The following is a 20,864-nucleotide window of genomic DNA, read 5'->3' on the forward strand; positions in this document are numbered from 1 at the left end:
TTTCCCGAGAGCGGGTGTCGGTAGTTGCACTCTCGCCGTTAGGAACAGGCGTACTCGTCGGTGATGACGGGCCGCGGGCTGCGGGTGGCGGCCGCGCGTGCCGCGGCGGCCATGGTGGCGGTGGCCCCGACGCTGTAGGCCGCATCGCCTACGGTTTGGGGATGCCCAAACCGGAAGCGTCAGTGGAATTCGAAACGGTCGACGACAACATCGCCCGCATCACCCTCAACCGGCCGGAGCGCCTCAACGCGATCGACGGATCGCTGATCGACGGAGTCGACGAGGCCCTCGACGCCCTCGGCCGGGGCGAGCACCGGGTCGCGATCCTGACCGGCGCCGGCCGGGGATTCTGCGCCGGCGCCGACCTGAGCGGCACCGGCGAACCCTGGACCAGGCCCCACCCGAGCAGCCCCGCGTTCAAGGTCAACTACGACGCCCAGGTGCGGCTGGCCGAGCTGTTCACCCGGATCTACGAGCTGCCGATCCCGGTGATAGCCGCGGTCAACGGCGTCGCGGTCGGCGGCGGGCTGGCCTTCACGCTCGTCAGCGACATCCGCGTCGCGTCCGACCGGGCGCGGTTCGGATCGGTGTTCATCAAGGCCGGCTTCTCGTCGATGGACATGGGCACCAGCTACCTGCTGCCGAAGATCGTCGGCGCGGGGGTGGCGCGCGAGCTGATGCTGACCGGCCGCATCATCGACGCGGCGGAGGCCTATCGCATCAAGCTGGTGCACGAGGTGGTGGCGCCGGATGAGCTGATGACCGCGGCGCTCGAGCTGGCCCGCTCGATTGCGGAGAACAACGCGTATGGCGTGTGGCAGACCAAAATCGGCCTCAACGCGGCGCTGGACGCGCCGAGCTTGCGGCACGCCATCGAGCTGGAGAACCGCACCCAGATCCTCAGCGGTTTCACCAACAATCCGACCGAGGCGGCCATGGCGCACCGGGAGAAACGGGCACCGAATTGGGATCCCCTGTGACGCAGCGCCGCTAGACCTTCGACATCACTTTCTCCGCGAACCGTTCGATGTTGCGGATCTTTTTCTCCAGCGGCTCGGTGTCGGGTCCCTGGATGTAGGGATACCGGAAGCCCACGATGACGTCGGTGACGCCCTTGTCCTCGAGCCGCTTGATGCCGTCGACGGTGTAGGCGTCCATCGAGATCACGTGGATCTCGAACGGCCCGGTCTTGCCGTCTTCCTCGCGATACTTCTTGACCTTCGCGATCAGGCGGTCGAGCTCCTCGGGGTCGCTGCCCCCGCCGTGCATCCACCCGTCCAGGCGCGCCGCGCGCCGCAGCGCGGCGTCGGCATGGCCACCGACCAAAATCGGAATCGGTTGGGTGGGAGCGGGGCTCATCTTGGTCTTGGGGATGTCGTAGAACTCGCCGTGGAACTCGAAGTACTCGCCGGTGGTGAGGCCCTTGACGATTTCGATGCATTCGTCGATCCGCTTGCCGCGCTTGGCGAACGGGATACCCATCAACTCGTAGTCCTCGCGCCACGGGCTGGTGCCGACGCCGAGTCCCAGCCGGTTGCCGGTCAGGGCGGCCAGCGAGCCCGCCTGCTTGGCCGTCAGCGCCGGGTGCCGGACGGTCATCTTGAGGACGAAGAAGTTGAACCGCAAGTTCGTCGTCACCGCACCCAGCGCCGACGCCAGCACGAAGGCCTCGATGATCTCCTTGCCGTCCAGGAATTCGCGCCCGCCGTCGGGCGTGTACGGGTATGTGGAGTCGGACTCGAACGGGTAGGCGAGGCTGTCGGCGATCGTCATGCTGTGGTAGCCGGCCTCGTCGGCCGCCTTGGCCAGCGGGATGTAATACGAAGGGTCGGTCAGTGACTCCGCAAAGCTGAACCGCACGTCATCTCTCTTCCTCGGGCCGTGGCGAACCCGATCACATTAGAACGTGTTCTAGTTTTACCCACGCGGGGGCCCGCTGACAACCGCCGAGGCTGGTTAAAGCTGGTTCTCGGGCCCGATGACGGCCCAGACCGTCTTGCCCGACGAGGTCGGGGTGCTGCCCCACGCGCGCGACAACGCGTCGACGATCGCCAGGCCGGACACGTCGATGCCCTGCTCCGGCGCCGGCAACTGCACGGCGGGTGTGCTGCTGCCGTCGGACACGGCGATGGTCGCCGACGTGCCGTCGGTCTCGACGCGCATCATAGGAACGCTGGACGTGTGTTCCAGCACGTTCTCGACAAACACGTTGACCACTACCAGCGCGACCGGGATGAGCACGGGCTGCGACCACTCGGTCAGCCACTCGCGGACCAGGCGGCGCGACTCGCGCAGGCTGGTCAGGTTGGCGGGCAACTGGGCATCGCCGTGGCGCACGTTGCGACGGGTGAGCCGGTCGATCGCTTTGAGCGCCGACTTCTCCGTGGCGTACACCGGCATGAAATGGGTGACCCCGCTGTCGGTGATGGTCTCCCGGGCCGCGCGATCGGCGCAGACCAGCAGGATCGGCACGTCGGGCCCGGTGTGAACCTGCCAGCGCACGCCGAGGACGCTCGACCACGGGACTTTCGTGGGCGCCTGAAGTCCGGAGACGTTGACGACCACGGCGGACGGCTCGTCGAGAGTGGCCTTCATGATGATGTCGCGCAGCGCCGCGGAACTGCTGCTGTCGAGCACGCCTTCGACCGTGAGGACGACGACCGACTGATCGGTGCGCGCCGCAACGGCCAGGGAGCTCGGCGACTCGGCTAGCGCGCTCACGTCAGCCACCCCTTTCGCGTCAGGGCTCCATCCTCGCCGACCGCGACCCGAGGACCAAAGGCATGCGAGCGCGCGTGTCTCCCTAGCAATGTAGGCGCAGGCATTCCCAACTTGGAAGAAAAAGGTTGCGACTGCGTCATCCGGCCTGCCGCTACTTCCATACCCCGCTCCTCGACTGGCCGCTGCGCAGGCGGGTCGGCGCTGAAATGCCGGTCGCCCGCTACGCCCGCGTGGCCAATCTCCCCATTGCGAAGAAAATCGGACTCTCCCGGTTACCCAACCGCGACAGCCGGAAAACCCGCGCGCGGCGCGGTGCGCGGCAAGCCGGGGGTCAGCTCAGCGTGTACGGCGGAGCCCCGACCCCGGACACGGTGTGCGTGCCCCACGGCGTCCGTTCGACGATGCGCGCGGGCGCGCTGCGCTCGCCGACGGTCAGCGTCGCGGTCCGCGCCTGGGCGAGCGTGTCGTCGGGCAGCGGTTGCGCCGCGGACCCGAACACCGTGCCCTGCCAGTGGTAACGGCCGTCGATCGGGTCCAGCCGGCCGGCGAGCCGGACGCGCACGGGATGCTCGGCGCCGGCAACGGTCAGCGTCGCCGAGCCCTCGTAGGTCGTGTCGTCCCCGGGCGTGGCGGATGACACGTCGAAGGCCTTGGCGACCGGTTGGGGCTGCGCGGGTCTCACGTAGACGCGCTCGTTGAACACCCGGTGGCTGCTGCGGCGCACTTCGATGCGGGTGCTGTCGCTGCGCTCCATCAACTCCACGCACGCGGCGACGTAGTGGGCCTGGGCGCCGGTGTCGGGTCCGCCGACGAAGAAGTAGTTGGGGAAGCCGTGCAGGGCGACCCCGAAGTAGGGCTCCATGCCGTCGCGCCAGGCCTGTCGGGCGGTCACTCCGCCGGCGCCGATCAGCGTGTCGTCCGGGACCTCATCGGCGATGGCGAACCCGGTGCCGTAGACGATGGCGTCGGCGCCGTGCTCTACCCCGTCGGCGGTGCGGATTCCCGACGGGCCGATGGCGGTGATCGCCGATCCCACCAGCGCCGCCCGCGGCCGCCCGTGGGCGCCCGGGCGGATGCGCCGGCCCAGCCAGCGCCGCGCGCGGGTGGCGGGCAACGGCAGCTCGTCGACGAGCCGGCGCGGTGCGTGCGCGAAGACCGTCACCGAAGCCGCGGACTCGAGCAGCGCCGGCAGGTGATGACCGGCGGTGGCGTCGGCGCCGACGACCGCGACCCGCTCGCCCGCCGGGTCGAAACCGGGCGGCCACTGCGCCGCGTGGAAGGACTCACCCGAGAAGGCGTCGCGCCCGGCGATGTGCGGTAGCCACGGGGTTTGCACCGGTCGGTAGGCGGCGACGACGACGCGCGCCCGCATCGTTTCGCCCGCGGTCGTCGTCAGCAGCCAGCTGTCGGTGTCGTCGTCGAAGCGTGAACTGCGGACCTCGCGGCCGTGCGCCGTGTCGAGCATCGCGACGCCGGGGACGCTGCGCAGCGCGGCCCGAGCGGTTTGGCCGTCGGCGCCCGCGCCGATGACGACTGCGCGATGGCAGGGCTCGGGCGCCCGGGTCACAGAAACCTGCTGCGCTTCCAGCCGCGGCGCGCGATCGGGCCCAGCAGGCCCACTTCGGTCAAAAACCCTGCCAGCGGGGCGAATCCGGCGATCTGCGTCTCGTAGCGGTGGGCGCTGGTGCGCGCGATCTTTCGTGCCCGCTTGGCATCCAGGCCCGCGCGCGCATAGGGGATCGGGTTGGAGAACAGGTAGTTGAAGAAGTAGCCGCCCAGGCCGTTGATGTTGGCCATGAACCAGCGGTTGAGCCGTGGCATCTCCGCGGCGCGTTTGCGTGCCCCGTCGCGGGCGAACTGAATGTGGCGGGCCTCTTCGGTGACGTGAATCCGCATGAGCCGCTGGATGATCGGCTGCAACTCGGGGTCGTCCATCATCTGCCGTTGCAGCGAATCGAAGATTTCTTCACCGATGAGCGCGGCCACCCACAGCATCGAGCCGCGCTGGAACGCCAGCGGCAGCGCGTTGATGATCCACCGGTGAAACCGTCGCGGGCGCACCGGCTTTGCGCCGATGCGTTCGATGGCCTTGCCGAACATGACCATGTGGCGGGTCTCGTCGCCCAGCTCGGTCAGTTTGTAATGCGTCGAGCGGCTGGTGGGGTCCTTGTGCAGGATGGTGCGCAGCAGCGACTGGTTGAGGATGTTCTCGAACCAGATTCCGGCCGACAGCGTGTTGACCAATTCCTGGCGGGACAGCTCGATCTGTTGCTCGCGGGTCATCTCGTCCCACATCGGCGTGCCGTACAACGAGACCAGCTTCGCCGGCAGATAGAACTTGTCCGGGTCCAGCGGCGCGTCCCAGTCGATGTCGACGACGGGCTCGTAGGACTTTTTGACCGAGCCCTTCAGCAGGCGGTCCGAGAACTCCTCACGACTTGGCCCGTTTGGCTTCATCGCAGTGGTGGTCATCGCTGGTGCCCCTTCGGTGCTTCCGACTATGGCAGAACGCAACAGGTACGCAGTACCCATGGTACTGGGTACCTGAGGTCTTGGGCTAGATGTTTGCGGTTTCAATTAGGTTGACCCACGTGAGCCGGCACATCCACGTCATCGGCATCGGTGCCGGGGACCCCCGCTACCTGACCGTCCAGGCGATCGAGGCGCTCAACGACACCCACGTCTTCTTCGCTATGGACAAGGGGGAGGCCAAAAGCGACCTGGTGGCGTTGCGCCGGCAGATCTGTGCCCGGTTCATCCGCGAGCCCGGATACCGCTTCGTCGAGTTGCCCGACCCCAAACGCTCTGGCACTGACTATCGGGAGGCGGTGTCGGAGTGGCATGCGGGCCGCGCGGCCATCTGGGCGGACGCCATCGCGGCCGAGCTCGGTGCCGACGGCGTGGGCGCCTTCCTGGCCTGGGGCGACCCGTCGCTCTACGACAGCACGCTGCGCATCCTCGAGGCGGTGGCGGCGCGGGTGGAGTTCACCTTCGATGTCATCCCGGGCGTCACCGCGGTGCAGGCGCTGACGGCGCGACACCGCATCCCGCTCAATGAGGTGGGCGAACCCGTGCTGATCACCACCGGCCGGCAGCTGCGCGCGCACGGGCTGGCCGGCTCGGCGGTCGTCATGCTCGACGCCGAGTGCTCGTTTCAAGCGTGCCCGCCCGAGACCGCGATCTGGTGGGGCGCCTATCTCGGCACGGACGACGAGCTGCTGGTGGCGGGCACCGTCGGCGATGTCGGCGCCCGCATCGCGGCGCTGCGCGCCGAAGCCCGCGCCCGGCACGGTTGGATCATGGACACCTATCTGTTGCGGGCGCCGGGGGATTCATAGCCCATCCGTAAACGAGGGTGGGGCACATGGACACCCCGGCAACGCGATCGGCAGACTGAACAGGTGCCCGAACTCCCGGAGATCGAAGCGCTGGTCGACCACCTGCGGCGCCACGCGGTGGGCCGGACCGTCGGCCGCGTCGACGTAGCCGCGTTCTCCGTGCTGAAAACCTTCGACCCGCCGACCACCGCCCTGTACGGCCAGACCGTCGAGAACGCCGAGCGATGGGGCAAATACCTCGGCCTGCGCGCCGGGGGGCTGTTCTTGATCGCCCACCTCTCGCGCGCCGGCTGGTTGCGGTGGTCCGACAAGCTCGCCGCCGCGCCGCTGCGTCCCGGCAAGGGACCCATCGCGTTGCGCGTGCACCTCGGCACCCCCGGCGTGGCCCCCGGCTTCGACCTCACCGAGGCCGGCACGCAGAAGCGGCTGGCGGTGTGGCTCGTCGACGACCCCAAGCTGGTGCCCGGCATCGCCGCTCTGGGCCCCGACGCGCTGGAGCTCAGCCCCGCCGACCTGGCCGGGGTACTGGCCGGCAACACCGGCCGGATCAAGACCGTGATCACCGACCAGAAGGTGATCGCCGGCATCGGCAACGCCTACAGCGACGAAATCCTGCACGTCGCGAAGATTTCGCCGTTCGCCACCGCGGCCAAGCTGTCCGAGGAACAGCTGACCACCCTTCACGACGCGATGATCTCGGTGCTCACCGACGCGGTGAGCCGCTCGGTCGGCCAGGGGGCCGCAATGCTCAAAGGGGAGAAGCGCTCCGGGCTACGCGTGCATGCCCGCACCGGGCTGCCGTGCCCGGTATGCGGGGACACGGTGCGTGAAGTGTCGTTCGCGGACAAGTCATTTCAGTACTGCCCGACGTGCCAGACCGGGGGCAAGGTACTCGCCGACCGGCGCCTGTCGCGGCTGCTCAAGTAGTCGCCGGGACGCGACTTGACACCTGTCGATATGCTGCCCGGGTGACTCGCCAGAAGATCCTCATCACCGGCGCCAGTTCCGGCCTGGGCGCCGGGATGGCGCGCTCGTTCGCCGCCAAGGGCCGTGACCTGGGGCTCTGCGCGCGTCGCACCGACCGGCTCGACGAGCTGAAAGCCGAACTGGCGCAACAGTATCCGGGCATCAAGATCGCGGTCGCGGCGCTGGATGTCAATGACCACGAGCAGGTTCCGAAGGTCTTCGCCGACATCAGCGACGAGCTCGGTGGCATCGACCGCGTCGTGGTCAACGCCGGCATCGGCAAGGGCGCGAAGCTGGGCTCCGGAAAGCTCTGGGCGAACAAGGCGACGATCGAGACCAACCTGGTGTCGGCGCTGGTGCAGATCGAAACCGCGTTGGAGATGTTCACCAAGAGTGGTTCGGGCCATCTTGTGCTCATCTCCTCGGTGCTGGGCAACAAGGGTGTGCCCGGAGTCAAAGCCGCGTACTGCGCAAGCAAAGCCGGGCTGACCTCCTTGGGTGAATCGCTGCGCGCCGAATACTCGCGCGGCCCCATCAAGGTGACCGCGATCGAACCCGGTTACATCGAGTCGGAGATGACGGCGAAGTCGTCGAGCACAATGTTGATGGTGGACAACGAAACCGGCGTCAAGGCGCTCGTCGACGCGATCGAGCGCGAGCCCGGGCGCGCGGTGGTGCCGCGGTGGCCGTGGGCGCCGCTGGTGCAACTGTTGCGGGTGTTGCCACCTCCGCTGACCAAGCGCTTCGCCTAGCTTCTCGCGCCCTTCCCGCGGGGGGTCCCCTTCCCGCGAGGTCCCCTTCCCGCGAGGTCCCCTTCCCGCGAGGTCCCCTTCCCGCGAGGTCCCCTTCCCGCGAGGGTGCGTGTTTGTACGCGACACGCCGTGTGAACGCGTGCATTTGCGGCCCCTCGCGAGCGGGGGGGAACCCGCGCGAGCGGGGGGGAACCCGCGCGAGGCGGTTAGACCGGGGCCGGCGTGTAATGCGCTGCGTCGGTGGTGAATTCGGGTTTGCCGTAGGTCGCCAGTCGAAGCTTGAGGAGCCCGATGACGTACGCGTCGGTGATCTCCCGGAGCACCGGGATGCGGCTGGCCTGCTGGACGGCGGTGAAACGCCCGATGATGAACGGCGCCGTCAGGGCGACGCGCAGGAGGTCCGTCGGGTCCAGCGAGACGCCCATCGCGTCGGCGACCTCGCGGTCACCGTTGCAGAACGTGCGGACGAAAGTGAGCTTGGAAAAGCTCTTTTCGACCGCCTCGGCGCAGCGGTCGAACAGGCTGGTGCCGGGCCGCAGGTAGGCGGCCATCGTGCCGCTGACGAGTTCGCGGCAGATGTCGTCAAACCCGTCGCGCAGCAGCGCCGAACGCGCGTGCATGACGTGCATGATGTCCGCGGGCTCCGAGGGCAGCAGTTCGGGCGGCAGGCCCAGCAGAAAGCAGCGGTACCTGGCGAATTCGACGGCGGCGCGTTCCTGTTTGGTGAATTTCGTGCGGCCCTCCTGACGCGCCTTGCGGGCCAACAGGTACTGGCCGATCATGCCGGCGGGCATCTGGTCGACCTGCGGCACCGGCATGCCGTAGACGGCGACATCCCATTTGTCGGATTTCTTCAGGGCGTTGTAGCGGACCATCGAGTGCATCAGCCGGACCATGGCGGCAGCCTCGAAGCCGGGTCCGTACCGGTCCAGCGCGCCGGGCAGGGTGGTGACGGCGAAGAAGCTCGCCGTCTCGTTGACTCGCCGGGCGGCGCGCTTGCCCGACAGCGCGCCGGTCAGGGCCATCGGCAGCGCGGCGTAGGTGTTGGTGAAGGTTGCGATGAACGCTCCGCGTGTGATGAACGGGGCCAGCAGCGCCGCGGGGATGCGCTCTTGGCGCGCGCCCTCGCGGACCAAGTCGAAGTCGATCCACTCCGGGGCTGCCTCCATGGCGGCGATGAACGAGGCGAGTTCGGGAGGAGCGTCGGGGACCGCGTCGACCCCTTCGCGGCAGGCGGTCTTGAGCATCTCGATGAGGTGGGCGACGCTGTACGAATTCATCAGCGCCGCATAGGGATCGGCGACGACGTCGCCGAGCAGGGTGGCCGTGCTGATCAGCTCCATGACGCGGTCGTCTTCCAGGATCGGCGCGCGGTCGGCGATCCAGGCGGGCAGGGCGGACTCGACGTCGGACTCGGTGGCCAGCCGGTCCGGCTGCCGGTCGAAGTCGAAGTCGCCGTAGAGGTCGGGCTGCAGCTCGCGTTGGCTTCGGACGCGCCGCGCCAGCTCGGGGTAGTACGTGACCATCACAACCTCCCGCTAACTCACACTTAGTGAGTAATACTCACAAGTTGTTAGTTATGCTGTCAAGCATGAGCGCGGCCCAACCGAAGCGGCGCATGACCGCCGAGGGGCGGCGCGAGCAGATCCTCGACGTCACCCAAGCGATCGTCGACGCCGAGGGATTTCACGCCGCGACGCCGAACCGCATCGCGCGCCAGGCCGGCATCAACAGGTCGCTGATCTATCAGCTCTTCGGCGACCCGGCGGGGCTGTTCGTCGCGCTGATCGACCGGGAGGCGGCGCGGGCCGGCGCGCAATTCGCCGAGGCCATCTCCGGGCTGGATGCCGTCGCCGAGGACCAGTCGCTGGTGGTGGCGTTCGACGGGGTGCTGGCCGCCGTCGACGCCTACCCGGCAACCTGGCGGCTGTTCCTGTTCCCGCCGCAGGGCGCGCCGCCGGAGTTGTATGCCCGCCTGGCGCAATCTCAGGAGGTCGTGCTCGAGTTCTTCGTGCGGGAACTGCTGCGCGCCAATCCCGCCCTGCACGAACCGGAATACACCGCGCGGATCCTGCACGCCGCCGGCCGCGAGCTGCTGCAGCTGCACCTCGGCGATCCACAGACCGCGACCGTGGAGCGCCTGCGAACCTTTGTGCGGCGCTTCGGGTCCGAGCTCGTCACGCCCTAACCCGTGCGGCCTCGTTCGGCGCGGTAGCGACGCACCAGCGCGTCGGTCGAGCTGTCCGACCGCGCCGCGGGTGCGTCGTCGGCGGTGAGCACCGGTAGCAGCGCCTTGGCCTGCGTCTTGCCCAGCTCGACCCCCCACTGGTCGAACGAGTCGATGCCCCAGACCACGCCCTCGGTGAAGACCTGGTGCTCGTACAGCGCGATCAGCTGGCCCAGCACCGATGGGGTGAGCCGGTCGGCCAGGATCGACGTCGACGGCCGGTTACCCGGCATCACCTTGTGCGGCACGATGTCGGCGGGCGTGCCCTCGGCGGCGATCTCCTCGGCGGTTTTGCCGAACGCCAGCACCTGGGTCTGCGCGAAGAAGTTGCTCATCAGCAAATCGTGCATGCTGCCGGTGCCTTCGGCGGTGGGGAGGTCGTCGATGGGCTGGCTGAAGCCGATGAAGTCGGCCGGCACCAGCCGGGTGCCCTGGTGCAGTAGTTGATAGAACGCGTGCTGGCCGTTGGTTCCCGGTTCGCCCCAAAAGATTTCGCCGGTGTCGGTGGTGACCGGCGTGCCGTCGGCGCGCGTCGACTTCCCGTTGGATTCCATGGTCAGCTGCTGCAGATAGGCCGCAAACCGGGCCAGGTCGTTCGAGTACGGCAGCACCGCGCGGGACTGCGCATCGAAGAAATTGGAGTACCACAGCCCGATCAGGCCAAGCAGCGCAGGCGCGTTCGACTCCAGCGGGGCGGTGCGGAAGTGCTCGTCGACGAGGTGGAATCCGGACAAGAAATCGGCGAAGGCTTCCCGGCCGATGGCCGCCATCAACGACAGCCCGATCGCCGAGTCGACCGAATAACGCCCCCCGACCCAATCCCAGAACCCGAACATGTTGTCGGTGTTGATGCCGAACTCGTCGACGAGGCGTTTGTTGGTGGAAACCGCCACGAAATGCTTGGCTACCGCCGAATCTCCCAGCGCCTCGGTCACCCAGCGGCGCGCGGCGGTCGCGTTGGTCAGCGTCTCGAGCGTCGAGAAGGTCTTCGACGCGACGATGAAGAGCGTTGTGGCGGGGTCCAAGTCGGCCAGCGTGGCGATCAGGTCGGCGGGGTCGACGTTGGAGACGAAGCGCGCCGAGATCCCCGCGTCGGCGTAGTGGCGCAGCGCCTGGTAGACCATCACCGGGCCCAGGTCCGACCCGCCGATGCCGATGTTGACGACGGTGCTGATCCGTTTCCCGGTCGCCCCGGTCCACTCGCCGCTGCGCAGCCGGTCGGTGAACTCGCCCATCCTGTCGAGCACGGCGTGCACGTCCTCGACGACGTTTTGGCCGTCGACCACCAACTCGGCGTCCCGCGGCAGCCGCAGCGCGGTGTGCAGCACGGCACGGTCCTCCGAGGTGTTGATGTGCACACCGGAGAACATCTGGTCGCGGCGCTCTTCGAGGTTCGCCGTCCGCGCCAGGTCGACGAGCAGCCGCAACGTCTCCCGGGTGACGCGGTGCTTGCTGTAGTCCACGTAGAGGTCACCGACCGTCACGGTGAGTTCGCGACCACGATCGGGATCGTCGTCGAAGAACCGGCGGAGATGGGTGTTGCCGATTTGTTCGTGATGCCTGCGCAGGGCGTCCCACGCCGGGGTGGCGGTGATGTCAGGGATGGTTTGCAGGGAGGTCATGTTTTCGACAGTAGTGACGGTCGCGAGCGCGGCGCTGGGGGTACCTCCGCGAAGCTGGGGGAGTGAGCGCTGATGACGTCCCGCTCTAGTGGCCGAGCCGGCCCCTGCCCAGCCGCAACAGCAGCATCGCGAGATCCTTACCCTCGGGGCCGAGCTCGCTGTAGCGTTCGATGACCTTCATCTCGCGGCTGTGCACCAGCCGGGTGCCGCCGGAGGCCATGCGCACCTTGCCGATCGCCTGGGAAACCTGGGCGCGCCGCTTCACCGCGGCAAGGATCTCGGCGTCCAACCGGTCGATCTCCTGGCGCAACTGGTCAATGTCGGTAGTCTCTGGGGACTCGACCGTCTCGATGTTCATGTCGGCTAACTCCGCGTTCTCGTGATGTGGGGGTTCTGGTCTCATCCGTTATCGGGCCTCACAAAAGAGACGAGCCCCGAATCCGGAAGCGGACCACGGGGCTCTGCGAAAGCAGCTAGGCCACGGGCACCGCTGGCCGGTACCCGTAGAAAAATCGGCCAATCCACTCCCGGGGCCAGTCGCTGGTCGAGAGCTGCCGATGGCGCTGCTTGGTGAGCACCCACCGAAGTCTGCCACCAACGGCGGGGGCCGCGCAAAGAAACGCTCCGCAACGCCGTCATTATCGGCGCGAGCGGTATCGCTCCGGGAGGCCGCGGGCGTGGCGCTTTTCTTGGCTGAATTCAGTCCACCGGAAATTGATGGCCGCCAAATGCGCGAGATTCAGTCGCGATAACCGTAGGCTGCAAGCGATTCGGGCGCTTAGGGAAGGGCTGTGAAATGAATTTTCTCGTGTTTCCACCTGAACTGAATTCGTTGCTGATGTTCAGCGGGGCGGGGTCTGGTCCCATGCTGACTGCCGCGGCGGCCTGGGACGGCCTGGCCGCCGAGCTGAACTCGGCGGCGTCGTCGTTTTCCGCGGTGACATCGGGCCTGACGGGCGAGGCGTGGCAGGGTCCGGCTTCGGTGGCGATGATGGCCGCGGCGAGCCCGTATTCGAGTTGGCTGGCCGCGGCGGCGACGCGGGCATCGGACGCGGCCGGGCAGGCCCGGGCGGTCGCGGGCGCGTTCGAGTCGGCGCTGGCGGCGACGGTGCACCCGCTCACCGTGAGCGTCAACCGCAACCAGTTTGTTCAGCTGGTCGTGTCGAACCTGTTCGGGCAGAACGCACCTGCGATCGCGGCCGCCGAATGCGAATACGAGCAGATGTGGGCGCAGGACGTCGCCGCAATGGTCGGCTATCACGCCGGGGCGGCCGAAGCCGCCGCGGCCCTGACCCCGTTGGAGCAGGCGCTGCAGACCCTGCCCGCCGTCCTCGGCCAACTCTCGCCCGTCGGCAACATCGGCGCCGCCAACGCGGGCGACGGCAACAAGGGCAGCGTGAACATGGGCAGCGGCAACACCGGCAACGCCAACCTGGGCGGCGGGAACATCGGCAATCTCAACGTGGGCACCGGAAACCAGGGACCCTCGTCGAGCCAGCCCGCCATCCTCAACGGCGGCAGCGGAAACATCGGGAGCTTCAACCTGGGCAGCGGAAATATCGGCAACTCCAACCTGGGCAGCGGAAACCACGGTAATGCGAATATCGGCAGCGGAAACTTCGGCAGCTCCAATGTGGGTGGCGGAAACAGCGGCACGGCCAACCTGGGTAGCGGCAATACCGGCAGTAACAATGTGGGCAGTGGAAATACCGGCACCACCAACTACGGCTTCGGCAACACCGGCGTCGGCAATCTCGGCAGCGGCAACACCGGCAACTCCAACGTCGGGATGGGCAATTTGGGCAACGGCAACATCGGCGCCGGAAACCGCGGCAACTTCGACATCGGCTTCGGCAACACCGGCAACAACGACTTCGGCATCGGGCTCACCGGCGACAACCAGTTCGGCATCAACCTCAATGGACTGAACGGCGGCACCGGCAACATCGGGCTCTTCAACTCGGGCAACAACAACGTCGGCTTCTTCAACTCCGGCAACGGAAACTGGGGCATCGGAAACTCGGGCAACTTCAACACCGGCGTCGCCAATTCCGGCAGCACCAACACGGGCCTGTGGAACTCGGGAAGCCTGGACACCGGCTTCTGGAACTCAGCCGGCACCGACGTCGGCTTCGGAAACTCCGGCGTGGGCGACGTCGGCTTCTGGAACGGCGGACACGACGACTTCGGCTTCGCCAATTCCGGGGCCCTGTCGATGGGGGCCTTCAATGCGGGCAACGGAGACGTCGGCTTCGGGAACGCCGGCGCCGGCAACGTGGGCTGGGGCAACTCGGGCCTGCACAACACCGGCTTCGGCAACGCGGGCGCCACGAATACGGGCTTCTGGAACTCCGGCAACACCAACACCGGCGCCGGGAACGCGGGGAACGTCAACACCGGCTTCGGCAGTGCGACCAACACCGGCGCGGCGAACTCGGGCTTCGGCAACACCGGCACCGGAAACTCGGGCTTCAACAACAACGGCAACGCGAACTCGGGATTCAACAACACCGGGTCCAACGACGAGGGCTACGGCAACGTGGGCCAGCACGACACCGGCTTCTTCAACACCAGCAACAACAACACCGGCTTCTACAACAGCGGAACCAACGACGTGGGCATCTCGAACAAGGGCAACCTCAACATCGGCTACGCAAACACCGGTCCCGCCGGGAACGCGGGCTTCTTCAACTCCGGCACCGACAACTCGGGCGTCGGCAACTCGGGCACCGGCAACTCCGGTTACCAGAACTCGGGCACGCATAACTCGGGCGCCAACAACACGGGCGATCGGCAGTCGGGTTTCAGCAACTAGTCCGACCTCCACCAACAATGCCGCCGCGGAGATGCGCGAACGCGTGAGGCGCTCCCGCCAGACCCGGTTCCGGCGGGATCACACGGTGGCAAGCACCCGCCTGAACAGGACGTTGTTTTCCTTATGCACATGCAGGTGCAGGTCGGATTCGATCTCTTGCAGACCGGCCAACATCGCCGTGTACGACCCACAGGCGTCTGAGGGGACTGCGTAGCCGCTGGTGAGCTCCCGCAGCTCTGCCAGCAATTCACCGGCGACGTCGTGTTCCTTCATGTTCTGCTCCAGCGCGGCGCGCAGTTCACCGGCGACTGCGGCGTCACCGCGGGTGCGCAGCCCGGGGAAGATCGTGCTCTCCTCGGTGCGCAGATGAGTCTCGACTTTTTGGCGCAGTTCGCCGAACGCATCTCGGAGCTGCTCGAGTTCGGGGTGGTTGTCTCCATGCACCCGGGCCACCTTGTCGACCAGCGCCCACATCCGCGGGAATTCGTCCCACAGGAACCGGTGGTGCGTGTCCACGATGTGCTCGATCAGTGCCGCGTCGGCCATGTCCGCCCAGTCGGCCCGCGGCCCGGGGTCCTCGCCGTTCAATGCGGTGAGAACCTCGTCGACGTCGATCTGCGCCTCGCTGCACGCCGCCCCGATCGGGCGTTGGCCATGGCAGCAATAGTCGATGCCGAACCGGTCCAATATTCGGGTGCGCGAAGGGTCGGCGGTGATGACATCGCCGAGAATGGTCTCGGAGCTGTAGGTGGCCATCGCAATCTCCTTGTGGGTGGGTGAGACAGGTCGCAGTGTAATTAATACACCCTCGCTCGTATTTATTTCGGGGCCGGGCGGCAAGGCGAGGGTTGCACCGGATGTCACCGTCCGGCGGTAGGTTAGGAGCGTCATGACCCGATACCTGACCGACGCTGTGACGAGCGCGTTTCCTGTCCCTGACGCGTCCTCAGCCAGCCGGGGGCTGCTCGACGACCTCAACCCACAACAGCGCCAGGCGGTGGTGCACGAGGGTTCACCGCTGCTGATCGTGGCGGGCGCGGGCTCGGGTAAGACGGCGGTGCTGACCCGGCGCATCGCGTACCTGATCGCCGCCCGGGGCGTCGGCGTCGGACAGGTCTTGGCCATCACCTTCACCAATAAGGCCGCCGCGGAGATGCGTGAACGCGTGGTGCGGCTGGTGGGCCCCCGGGCGCGCGCCATGTGGGTGTCGACGTTCCACTCCACCTGTGTGCGCATCCTGCGCAACCAGGCGTCGCTGATCGACGGGCTCAACTCCAACTTCTCGATTTATGACGCCGACGATTCGCGGCGCCTGCTGCAGATGATCGGCCGCGACATGGGGCTGGACATCAAGCGCTACTCGCCGCGGCTGCTGGCCAACGCCATCTCCAACCTGAAGAACGAGCTGATCGACGCGCATCAGGCGGTGTCGGACCTGACCGACGATTCCGGCGAGCTGTCCCGCACGGTGGCGAGCGTCTACGGCGAATACCAGCGGCGGCTGCGGGCGGCCAACGCGCTGGACTTCGACGACCTGATCGGGGAAACCGTCGCGGTGCTGCAGGCCTTCCCGCAGATCGCCCAGCACTACCGGCGGCGCTTCCGGCATGTGCTGGTCGACGAATACCAGGACACCAACCACGCGCAGTACGTGCTGGTGCGGGAATTGGCCGGCCGCGGTGGTTCAGCGAGGCCCGCCGGAGCTGGCCCGGGGGCCGGCGGAGGCGAGGTGAAGCTGGGACCGCCGAATCAGCCCGGCGCAGGCGGCGAGTCATCCGATGAGGTGCCGCCGGCCGAGTTGTGCGTGGTCGGCGACGCCGACCAGTCGATCTATGCGTTCCGCGGCGCCACCATCCGCAACATCGAGGACTTCGAACGCGACTATCCGGACGCGACGACCATTTTGCTGGAACAGAATTACCGGTCGACGCAGAACATCCTGTCGGCGGCCAACTCGGTGATCGCCCGCAATTCCGGGCGCCGCGACAAACGACTGTGGACCGCCGAGGGCGCGGGCGAGTTGATCGTCGGCTACGTCGCCGACAACGAGCACGACGAGGCGAGATTCGTCGCCGAGGAGATCGACGCGCTCGCCGAGAACGGCGAGATCACCTACAACGACGTCGCGGTGTTCTACCGCACCAACAACTCGTCACGGTCGTTCGAAGAGGTCTTCATCCGTGCCGGGATTCCCTACAAAGTCGTTGGGGGAGTGCGTTTTTACGAGCGCAAGGAGATCCGCGACATCGTCGCCTATCTGCGGGTGCTGGACAACCCCGGTGACGCCGTCAGCATGCGGCGCATCCTCAACACGCCGCGCCGCGGCATCGGTGATCGTGCCGAGGCCTGTGTGGCGGTGTACGCCGAGAACACCGGAGCGAGCTTCGCCGACGCGCTCGTGGCCGCGGCCGAGGGCAAGGTGCCGATGCTGAATTCCCGCGCGGAGAAGGCGATCTCGGGTTTCGTCGAGCTGCTGGACGAGCTGCGCGGCCGCCTGGACGACGATCTCGGCGACCTGGTCGAGTTGGTGCTCGAACGGACCGGGTACCGCAGGGAGCTGGAGTCTTCCACCGATCCGCAGGAGTTGGCGCGGCTGGACAATCTCAACGAACTCGTCAGCGTCGCACACGAATTCAGCATCGACCGGGCGAACGCGGATGCGCTCGGTGAGTCATTGCAGGCCCCCGATGATGAAGACGTGCCGGATACCGGTGTGCTGGCGGAGTTCTTGGAACGGGTTTCGCTGGTTTCCGACAGCGACGAGATTCCCGAGGACGGCGCGGGCATGGTGACCATGATGACGCTGCACACCGCTAAGGGCCTGGAGTTCCCTGTCGTGTTCGTGACCGGCTGGGAGGACGGGATGTTCCCCCACATGCGCTCGCTGGACGACCCCACCGAACTGTCGGAGGAGCGGCGGCTGGCCTACGTCGGTATCACCCGGGCCCGGCAGCGGCTGTATCTGAGCCGAGCCATCGTCCGGTCGTCGTGGGGACAGCCGATGCTCAATCCGGAATCGCGGTTCCTGCGCGAGATTCCGCAGGAGCTCATCGATTGGCGGCGCAGCGCACCCGCACCGTCGTTCAGCGCGCCGGTTAGCGGTGCGGGCCGGTTCGGCACCCCGCGTCCGGCGCCGGCCCGGTCGGCGGGCAAGCGCCCGCTGCTGGTGCTGGAACCAGGAGATCGGGTGACCCACGACAAATACGGACTCGGCCGCGTCGAGGAGGTCTCCGGCGTCGGCGAATCGGCCATGTCGCTGATCGACTTCGGCAGCTCGGGCAGGGTGAAGCTGATGCACAACCACGCGCCGATCAGCAAGCTCTAGCCCGCCGAGGGCTACGCGTCGAGCCAGCGCTTGGTCTGCGGCAGCAGCACCAGCACCGCCGTGGCGATCGGCAGCACGGGAAGCGCATGCACGATCCATGCGACCCGGGCTCCGGCGATGAAGACACCGAGGTAAGTCAGTACCGCGACCACCGCGCCGGCCAGAATGAGATAGCGCCCGACGTCGCGGTGCTGCAGCAACGTGATGACGCCCGAGATGGTGGTGACCGCAAACACCAAGGCGAGAAACGCGACCGCGATGCAGAACAGCCGATCGGTTCGCCACCAGCCGGCGATCAGGTCGGTGGCCACCACCGACGTGGCCCATCCGCTGACGATGCCGGCGGCGCAGGCGGCGACGACGGTGCGGCCGTCCGGCTCGTGGCCGCCCAGGCCCGCAACACCTGCGTGCCGGCCCGCGCCCGGATAGGGAGACGGCTGGGGCGGGATCTGTGTGGTCGGGGACTCCGGCACGACGGGCATCGGCCCGGTCGGTGCCCGCCGGATGATCCGCGTGTGCGATTCCGAGGGCCCCGCGGCGGTCTCGGGGGACGGCGCAGCAGCGGGCGGATCCTTCGGCGAAGTCACCTCAGCCAGCGTAGTTGCCGACGCTGAGACCCCGCTTAGCAAGCCATGGGAGCGGGTCGATCCTTTCGGTGCCGCCCTGAAGCACCTCGAAGTGCAGGTGCGGTCCGGTGGAGTTGCCGCGGTTGCCCATGGTGGCGATCTGGTCACCGGCCATCACGCGCTGGCCGACGCTGACCATCGTCGTGTTGACGTGGCCGTAGAGGGTGACCGTGCCATCGGCGTGACGGAGCTTGACCAGCATCCCGTAACCGGCGGCCGGCCCGGCGTCGATCACGACACCGTCGGACACCGCGACGATCGGCGTTCCGATCGAGTTGGCCAGGTCGATCCCGGCGTGCAGCACGCCCCACCGGTAGCCGAAGTTGGACGTGAAGATCCCCTTCGTCGGCATGACATAGAGGGGCTGCTGCAACCGTGCCTCGCGCTGGGCGCGATCGTTGGCGAAGGCCACACCCCGGGCGAGTTCGGCGTTGTGCACCGCCGCGTTCGCCGAGGGCTGGGCCGCCACCACCTGAGCGCCGCGGATCGTGTTCGCGCCCGGCCCGCCGGCGAGCGCCGACGCGTTGGCGGCCAGCACGGCCTCCGTTTTGGGGGCGTCGGCGTGGCTGGTCGCCGTGTGGGCCGCGGCGGCCGCCGCGCCCGCGGCCATCGCCGAAATCAGCAGCCGGCCCCGGGCCGCGCTGGTGGGCTGTTTGCGGTGTTGGCCGCCGCGCCGTATCGCGGGGATGACGTCGGTGATGTCCGAGTGGTTGGGACGGTCGGCGGGTTCGGTCGTCGCGGGCCGCACTGCGGCCGCTACGGCTGGTGCCAGCCGCAGCGGGGCCAGGTCGTCGACGTCGTGCAGGTCGTCGAGTTCGGGAGCGAGCAGCACCTGCGCTTCGTTGTCGAACGTCGAGTCGTTGCTGAAGTCGAGGTCGTCGAGTTCGCCGGGCTCGTCGAGGAATTCCAAGTCGTCGAAGTCGAACCCGTCGAGCGGGAGAATTTCGGTGACTTCATTGCGGTGGGGCTCCGCCCACCGGCCGCCCGCTGCGCGACCTACCCTGACCACGCCCGATACGGGAGAAGAACGAGTCAAACGATGCTGCGACAAGCTGAAATGTCCTCGTATCGTGACCATAACGTTATCTGGACCCTAGGAAAGGTAGCCGCTAACCGACGGGGCTGGCAACCGTGGACCGAGAACCCAACTAATATTGTGATTCGCATCACTTTCGAGGCGTGGTGGTATGCCGTGAGCTCTGCCACATCGGTGGACGCGACGGTAGCAGCCGGTCGGCGGGTGGATAAAGTGCCAGAGGCCCCGCAGCACGCCGAGCGAAGACAGTGAGCACATGGACCTTTTCGAGTATCAAGCAAAAGAGTTGTTCGCCAAGCACAACGTACCGAGCACGCCCGGTCGCGTCACGGACACCGCGGAGGGCGCTCGCGCCGTGGCCGAGGAGATCGGCCGCCCGGTGATGGTCAAGGCGCAGGTGAAGATCGGGGGCCGCGGCAAAGCGGGCGGCGTCAAATACGCGGAGACGCCCGACGACGCCTATCAGCACGCCCAGAACATCCTCGGCCTGGACATCAAGGGCCACGTCGTGAAGAAGCTGCTGGTCGCCGAGGCCAGCGACATCGCCGAGGAGTACTACATCTCCTTCCTGCTCGACCGCGCCAACCGCACCTACCTGGCGATGTGCTCCGTCGAGGGCGGCATGGAGATCGAGGAGGTGGCCGCCACCAAGCCCGACCGGCTGGCCAAGGTCCCCGTGAGCGCCGTCACGGGTGTCGATGTGGCGACCGCGCGTTCGATCGCCGAGCAGGGTCATCTGCCCGCCGAGGTGCTCGACGCCGCGGCCGTCACGATCTCGAAGCTGTGGGAGCTTTTCGTCGCCGAGGACGCGACGCTGGTGGAGGTCAACCCCCTGGTGCGCACCCCGGACGACCGGATTTTGGCGCTGGACGGCAAGGTCACCCTCGACGCGAACGCCGACTTCCGCCACCCCGAGCACGCCGAGTTCGAGGACCGCGACGCCACCGACCCGCTGGAGCTCAAGGCCAAGGAGAACGACCTCAACTACGTCAAGCTGGACGGCCAGGTCGGCATCATCGGCAACGGCGCGGGCCTGGTGATGTCGACCCTCGACGTCGTCGCCTACGCCGGCGAGAAGCACGGGGGCGTCAAGCCGGCCAACTTCCTCGACATCGGCGGCGGCGCCTCCGCGGAGGTGATGGCCGCCGGCCTGGACGTGGTCCTGGGCGACGAGCAGGTCAAGAGCGTGTTCGTCAACGTCTTCGGCGGGATCACGGCGTGCGACGCGGTGGCCACCGGCATCGTCAAGGCGCTGGAAATCCTTGGCGCCGAAGCCAATAAGCCATTGGTGGTTCGGCTCGACGGCAACAACGTCGAAGAAGGCCGTCGCATCCTGACCGACGCCAGCCACCCGTTGGTGACGATGGTGGCGACGATGGACGAGGCCGCCGACAAGGCCGCCGAGCTGGCCAGCGCCTGAGAAAGGACCGCACGAC

The 20,864-nt window shown here is 67.5% G+C and carries 18 protein-coding genes and 1 pseudogene; 9 read left to right on the forward strand and 10 right to left on the reverse strand.

From position 1 onward, the window contains the following. The first annotated feature begins 182 nt into the window (after window positions 1–182). Window positions 183–980 (forward strand): enoyl-CoA hydratase/isomerase family protein, encoded by a 798-nt coding sequence (locus AC5Y43_RS21145; RefSeq protein WP_499975896.1) that lies wholly within the window; start codon window positions 183–185, stop codon window positions 978–980. A 10-nt stretch (window positions 981–990) separates the two neighbouring features. Here AC5Y43_RS21145 and AC5Y43_RS21150 read toward each other — a convergent pair whose 3' ends face one another. The 4 genes from AC5Y43_RS21150 to AC5Y43_RS21165 form a co-directional block, all read right to left on the reverse strand. After that, window positions 991–1,860 (reverse strand): LLM class flavin-dependent oxidoreductase, encoded by an 870-nt coding sequence (locus tag AC5Y43_RS21150; RefSeq protein WP_499975693.1) that lies wholly within the window; start codon window positions 1,858–1,860, stop codon window positions 991–993. 96 nt (window positions 1,861–1,956) lie between these two features. Continuing rightward, entirely contained in the window at window positions 1,957–2,730 is a 774-nt protein-coding gene (locus tag AC5Y43_RS21155) for an STAS domain-containing protein (RefSeq protein WP_499975694.1), read from the reverse strand. A gap of 322 nt (window positions 2,731–3,052) precedes the next feature. Next, window positions 3,053–4,288: a DUF4873 domain-containing protein gene (locus AC5Y43_RS21160; RefSeq protein ID WP_499975696.1), complete on the reverse strand. Its 1,236-nt coding sequence runs from the start codon at window positions 4,286–4,288 to the stop codon at window positions 3,053–3,055. Further along, a complete protein-coding gene (locus tag AC5Y43_RS21165; RefSeq protein WP_499975697.1) occupies window positions 4,285–5,193 on the reverse strand; it encodes an AurF N-oxygenase family protein in 909 nt (302 codons plus the stop codon). The genes AC5Y43_RS21160 and AC5Y43_RS21165 overlap by 4 nt, the downstream gene beginning before the upstream one ends. Before the next feature lie 119 nt (window positions 5,194–5,312). Between AC5Y43_RS21165 and cobF the strand changes: the two genes are divergently transcribed. The 4 genes and pseudogenes from cobF to AC5Y43_RS21185 all read left to right on the forward strand — a co-directional run bounded on the left by cobF (window position 5,313) and on the right by AC5Y43_RS21185 (window position 7,777). Beyond that, window positions 5,313–6,059, forward strand: a complete 747-nt coding sequence (cobF, locus tag AC5Y43_RS21170) for a precorrin-6A synthase (deacetylating) (protein WP_499975699.1) — start codon at window positions 5,313–5,315, stop codon at window positions 6,057–6,059. Between the two features lie 63 nt (window positions 6,060–6,122). Then, window positions 6,123–6,365: pseudogene (locus tag AC5Y43_RS21175) on the forward strand (DNA-formamidopyrimidine glycosylase family protein); the annotation flags it as partial. A 150-nt stretch (window positions 6,366–6,515) separates the two neighbouring features. Continuing rightward, a complete protein-coding gene (locus AC5Y43_RS21180; RefSeq protein ID WP_499975898.1) occupies window positions 6,516–6,986 on the forward strand; it encodes a zinc finger domain-containing protein in 471 nt (156 codons plus the stop codon). A gap of 41 nt (window positions 6,987–7,027) precedes the next feature. Next, on the forward strand, window positions 7,028–7,777 hold the full coding sequence (locus AC5Y43_RS21185; protein ID WP_499975700.1) for an SDR family oxidoreductase: 750 nt from the start codon (window positions 7,028–7,030) through the stop codon (window positions 7,775–7,777). A gap of 206 nt (window positions 7,778–7,983) precedes the next feature. Here AC5Y43_RS21185 and AC5Y43_RS21190 read toward each other — a convergent pair whose 3' ends face one another. Continuing rightward, entirely contained in the window at window positions 7,984–9,303 is a 1,320-nt protein-coding gene (locus AC5Y43_RS21190) for an oxygenase MpaB family protein (RefSeq protein WP_499975702.1), read from the reverse strand. A gap of 92 nt (window positions 9,304–9,395) precedes the next feature. On the opposite strand from AC5Y43_RS21190, the gene AC5Y43_RS21195 reads away from it, so the two are divergent. After that, entirely contained in the window at window positions 9,396–9,965 is a 570-nt protein-coding gene (locus tag AC5Y43_RS21195) for a TetR/AcrR family transcriptional regulator (RefSeq protein WP_499975902.1), read from the forward strand. On the opposite strand, the gene pgi is transcribed toward AC5Y43_RS21195, so the two are convergent. After that, on the reverse strand, window positions 9,962–11,626 hold the full coding sequence (pgi, locus tag AC5Y43_RS21200; protein WP_499975703.1) for a glucose-6-phosphate isomerase: 1,665 nt from the start codon (window positions 11,624–11,626) through the stop codon (window positions 9,962–9,964). The two genes, AC5Y43_RS21195 and pgi, sit on opposite strands and share 4 nt — an antisense overlap. Before the next feature lie 85 nt (window positions 11,627–11,711). Next, a complete protein-coding gene (locus tag AC5Y43_RS21205; RefSeq protein ID WP_499975705.1) occupies window positions 11,712–12,029 on the reverse strand; it encodes a chorismate mutase in 318 nt (105 codons plus the stop codon). 393 nt (window positions 12,030–12,422) lie between these two features. On the opposite strand from AC5Y43_RS21205, the gene AC5Y43_RS21210 reads away from it, so the two are divergent. Next, window positions 12,423–14,441 (forward strand): PPE family protein, encoded by a 2,019-nt coding sequence (locus AC5Y43_RS21210; protein WP_499975708.1) that lies wholly within the window; start codon window positions 12,423–12,425, stop codon window positions 14,439–14,441. A gap of 78 nt (window positions 14,442–14,519) precedes the next feature. On the opposite strand, the gene ric is transcribed toward AC5Y43_RS21210, so the two are convergent. Continuing rightward, window positions 14,520–15,197, reverse strand: coding sequence for an iron-sulfur cluster repair di-iron protein (gene ric / locus AC5Y43_RS21215; RefSeq protein WP_499975711.1), 678 nt, complete (start codon window positions 15,195–15,197; stop codon window positions 14,520–14,522). Between the two features lie 133 nt (window positions 15,198–15,330). Here ric and pcrA point away from each other — a divergent pair, with 133 nt between their 5' ends. Then, window positions 15,331–17,766 carry a DNA helicase PcrA gene (pcrA, locus tag AC5Y43_RS21220; RefSeq protein WP_499975713.1) on the forward strand — a complete coding sequence of 812 codons (2,436 nt, stop codon included), beginning with the start codon at window positions 15,331–15,333 and terminating at the stop codon, window positions 17,764–17,766. 11 nt (window positions 17,767–17,777) lie between these two features. Here pcrA and AC5Y43_RS21225 read toward each other — a convergent pair whose 3' ends face one another. Continuing rightward, window positions 17,778–18,353, reverse strand: coding sequence for a hypothetical protein (locus AC5Y43_RS21225; protein ID WP_499975714.1), 576 nt, complete (start codon window positions 18,351–18,353; stop codon window positions 17,778–17,780). Window position 18,354: 1 nt separating this feature from the next. Continuing rightward, window positions 18,355–19,443, reverse strand: a complete 1,089-nt coding sequence (locus AC5Y43_RS21230; protein ID WP_499975716.1) for a M23 family metallopeptidase — start codon at window positions 19,441–19,443, stop codon at window positions 18,355–18,357. A gap of 241 nt (window positions 19,444–19,684) precedes the next feature. On the opposite strand from AC5Y43_RS21230, the gene sucC reads away from it, so the two are divergent. Next, window positions 19,685–20,848, forward strand: coding sequence for an ADP-forming succinate--CoA ligase subunit beta (gene sucC / locus AC5Y43_RS21235; RefSeq protein ID WP_499975719.1), 1,164 nt, complete (start codon window positions 19,685–19,687; stop codon window positions 20,846–20,848). Window positions 20,849–20,864: the final 16 nt, after the last annotated feature.

It is taken from the genome of Mycobacterium sp. NGS57 (assembly GCF_059812405.1).

What these genes read in the sequence shown, in the direction of transcription:
- sucC (WP_499975719.1), top strand. Translation starts at nt 19,685, where the DNA reads ATGGACCTTTTCGAGTATCAAGCAAAAGAGTTGTTCGCCAAGCACAAC.
- ric (WP_499975711.1), bottom strand. Translation starts at nt 15,197, where the DNA reads ATGGCCACCTACAGCTCCGAGACCATTCTCGGCGATGTCATCACCGCC.
- pcrA (WP_499975713.1), top strand. Translation starts at nt 15,331, where the DNA reads ATGACCCGATACCTGACCGACGCTGTGACGAGCGCGTTTCCTGTCCCT.
- AC5Y43_RS21165 (WP_499975697.1), bottom strand. Translation starts at nt 5,193, where the DNA reads ATGACCACCACTGCGATGAAGCCAAACGGGCCAAGTCGTGAGGAGTTC.
- AC5Y43_RS21205 (WP_499975705.1), bottom strand. Translation starts at nt 12,029, where the DNA reads ATGAGACCAGAACCCCCACATCACGAGAACGCGGAGTTAGCCGACATG.
- AC5Y43_RS21195 (WP_499975902.1), top strand. Translation starts at nt 9,396, where the DNA reads ATGACCGCCGAGGGGCGGCGCGAGCAGATCCTCGACGTCACCCAAGCG.
- pgi (WP_499975703.1), bottom strand. Translation starts at nt 11,626, where the DNA reads ATGACCTCCCTGCAAACCATCCCTGACATCACCGCCACCCCGGCGTGG.
- AC5Y43_RS21190 (WP_499975702.1), bottom strand. Translation starts at nt 9,303, where the DNA reads ATGGTCACGTACTACCCCGAGCTGGCGCGGCGCGTCCGAAGCCAACGC.
- AC5Y43_RS21210 (WP_499975708.1), top strand. Translation starts at nt 12,423, where the DNA reads ATGAATTTTCTCGTGTTTCCACCTGAACTGAATTCGTTGCTGATGTTC.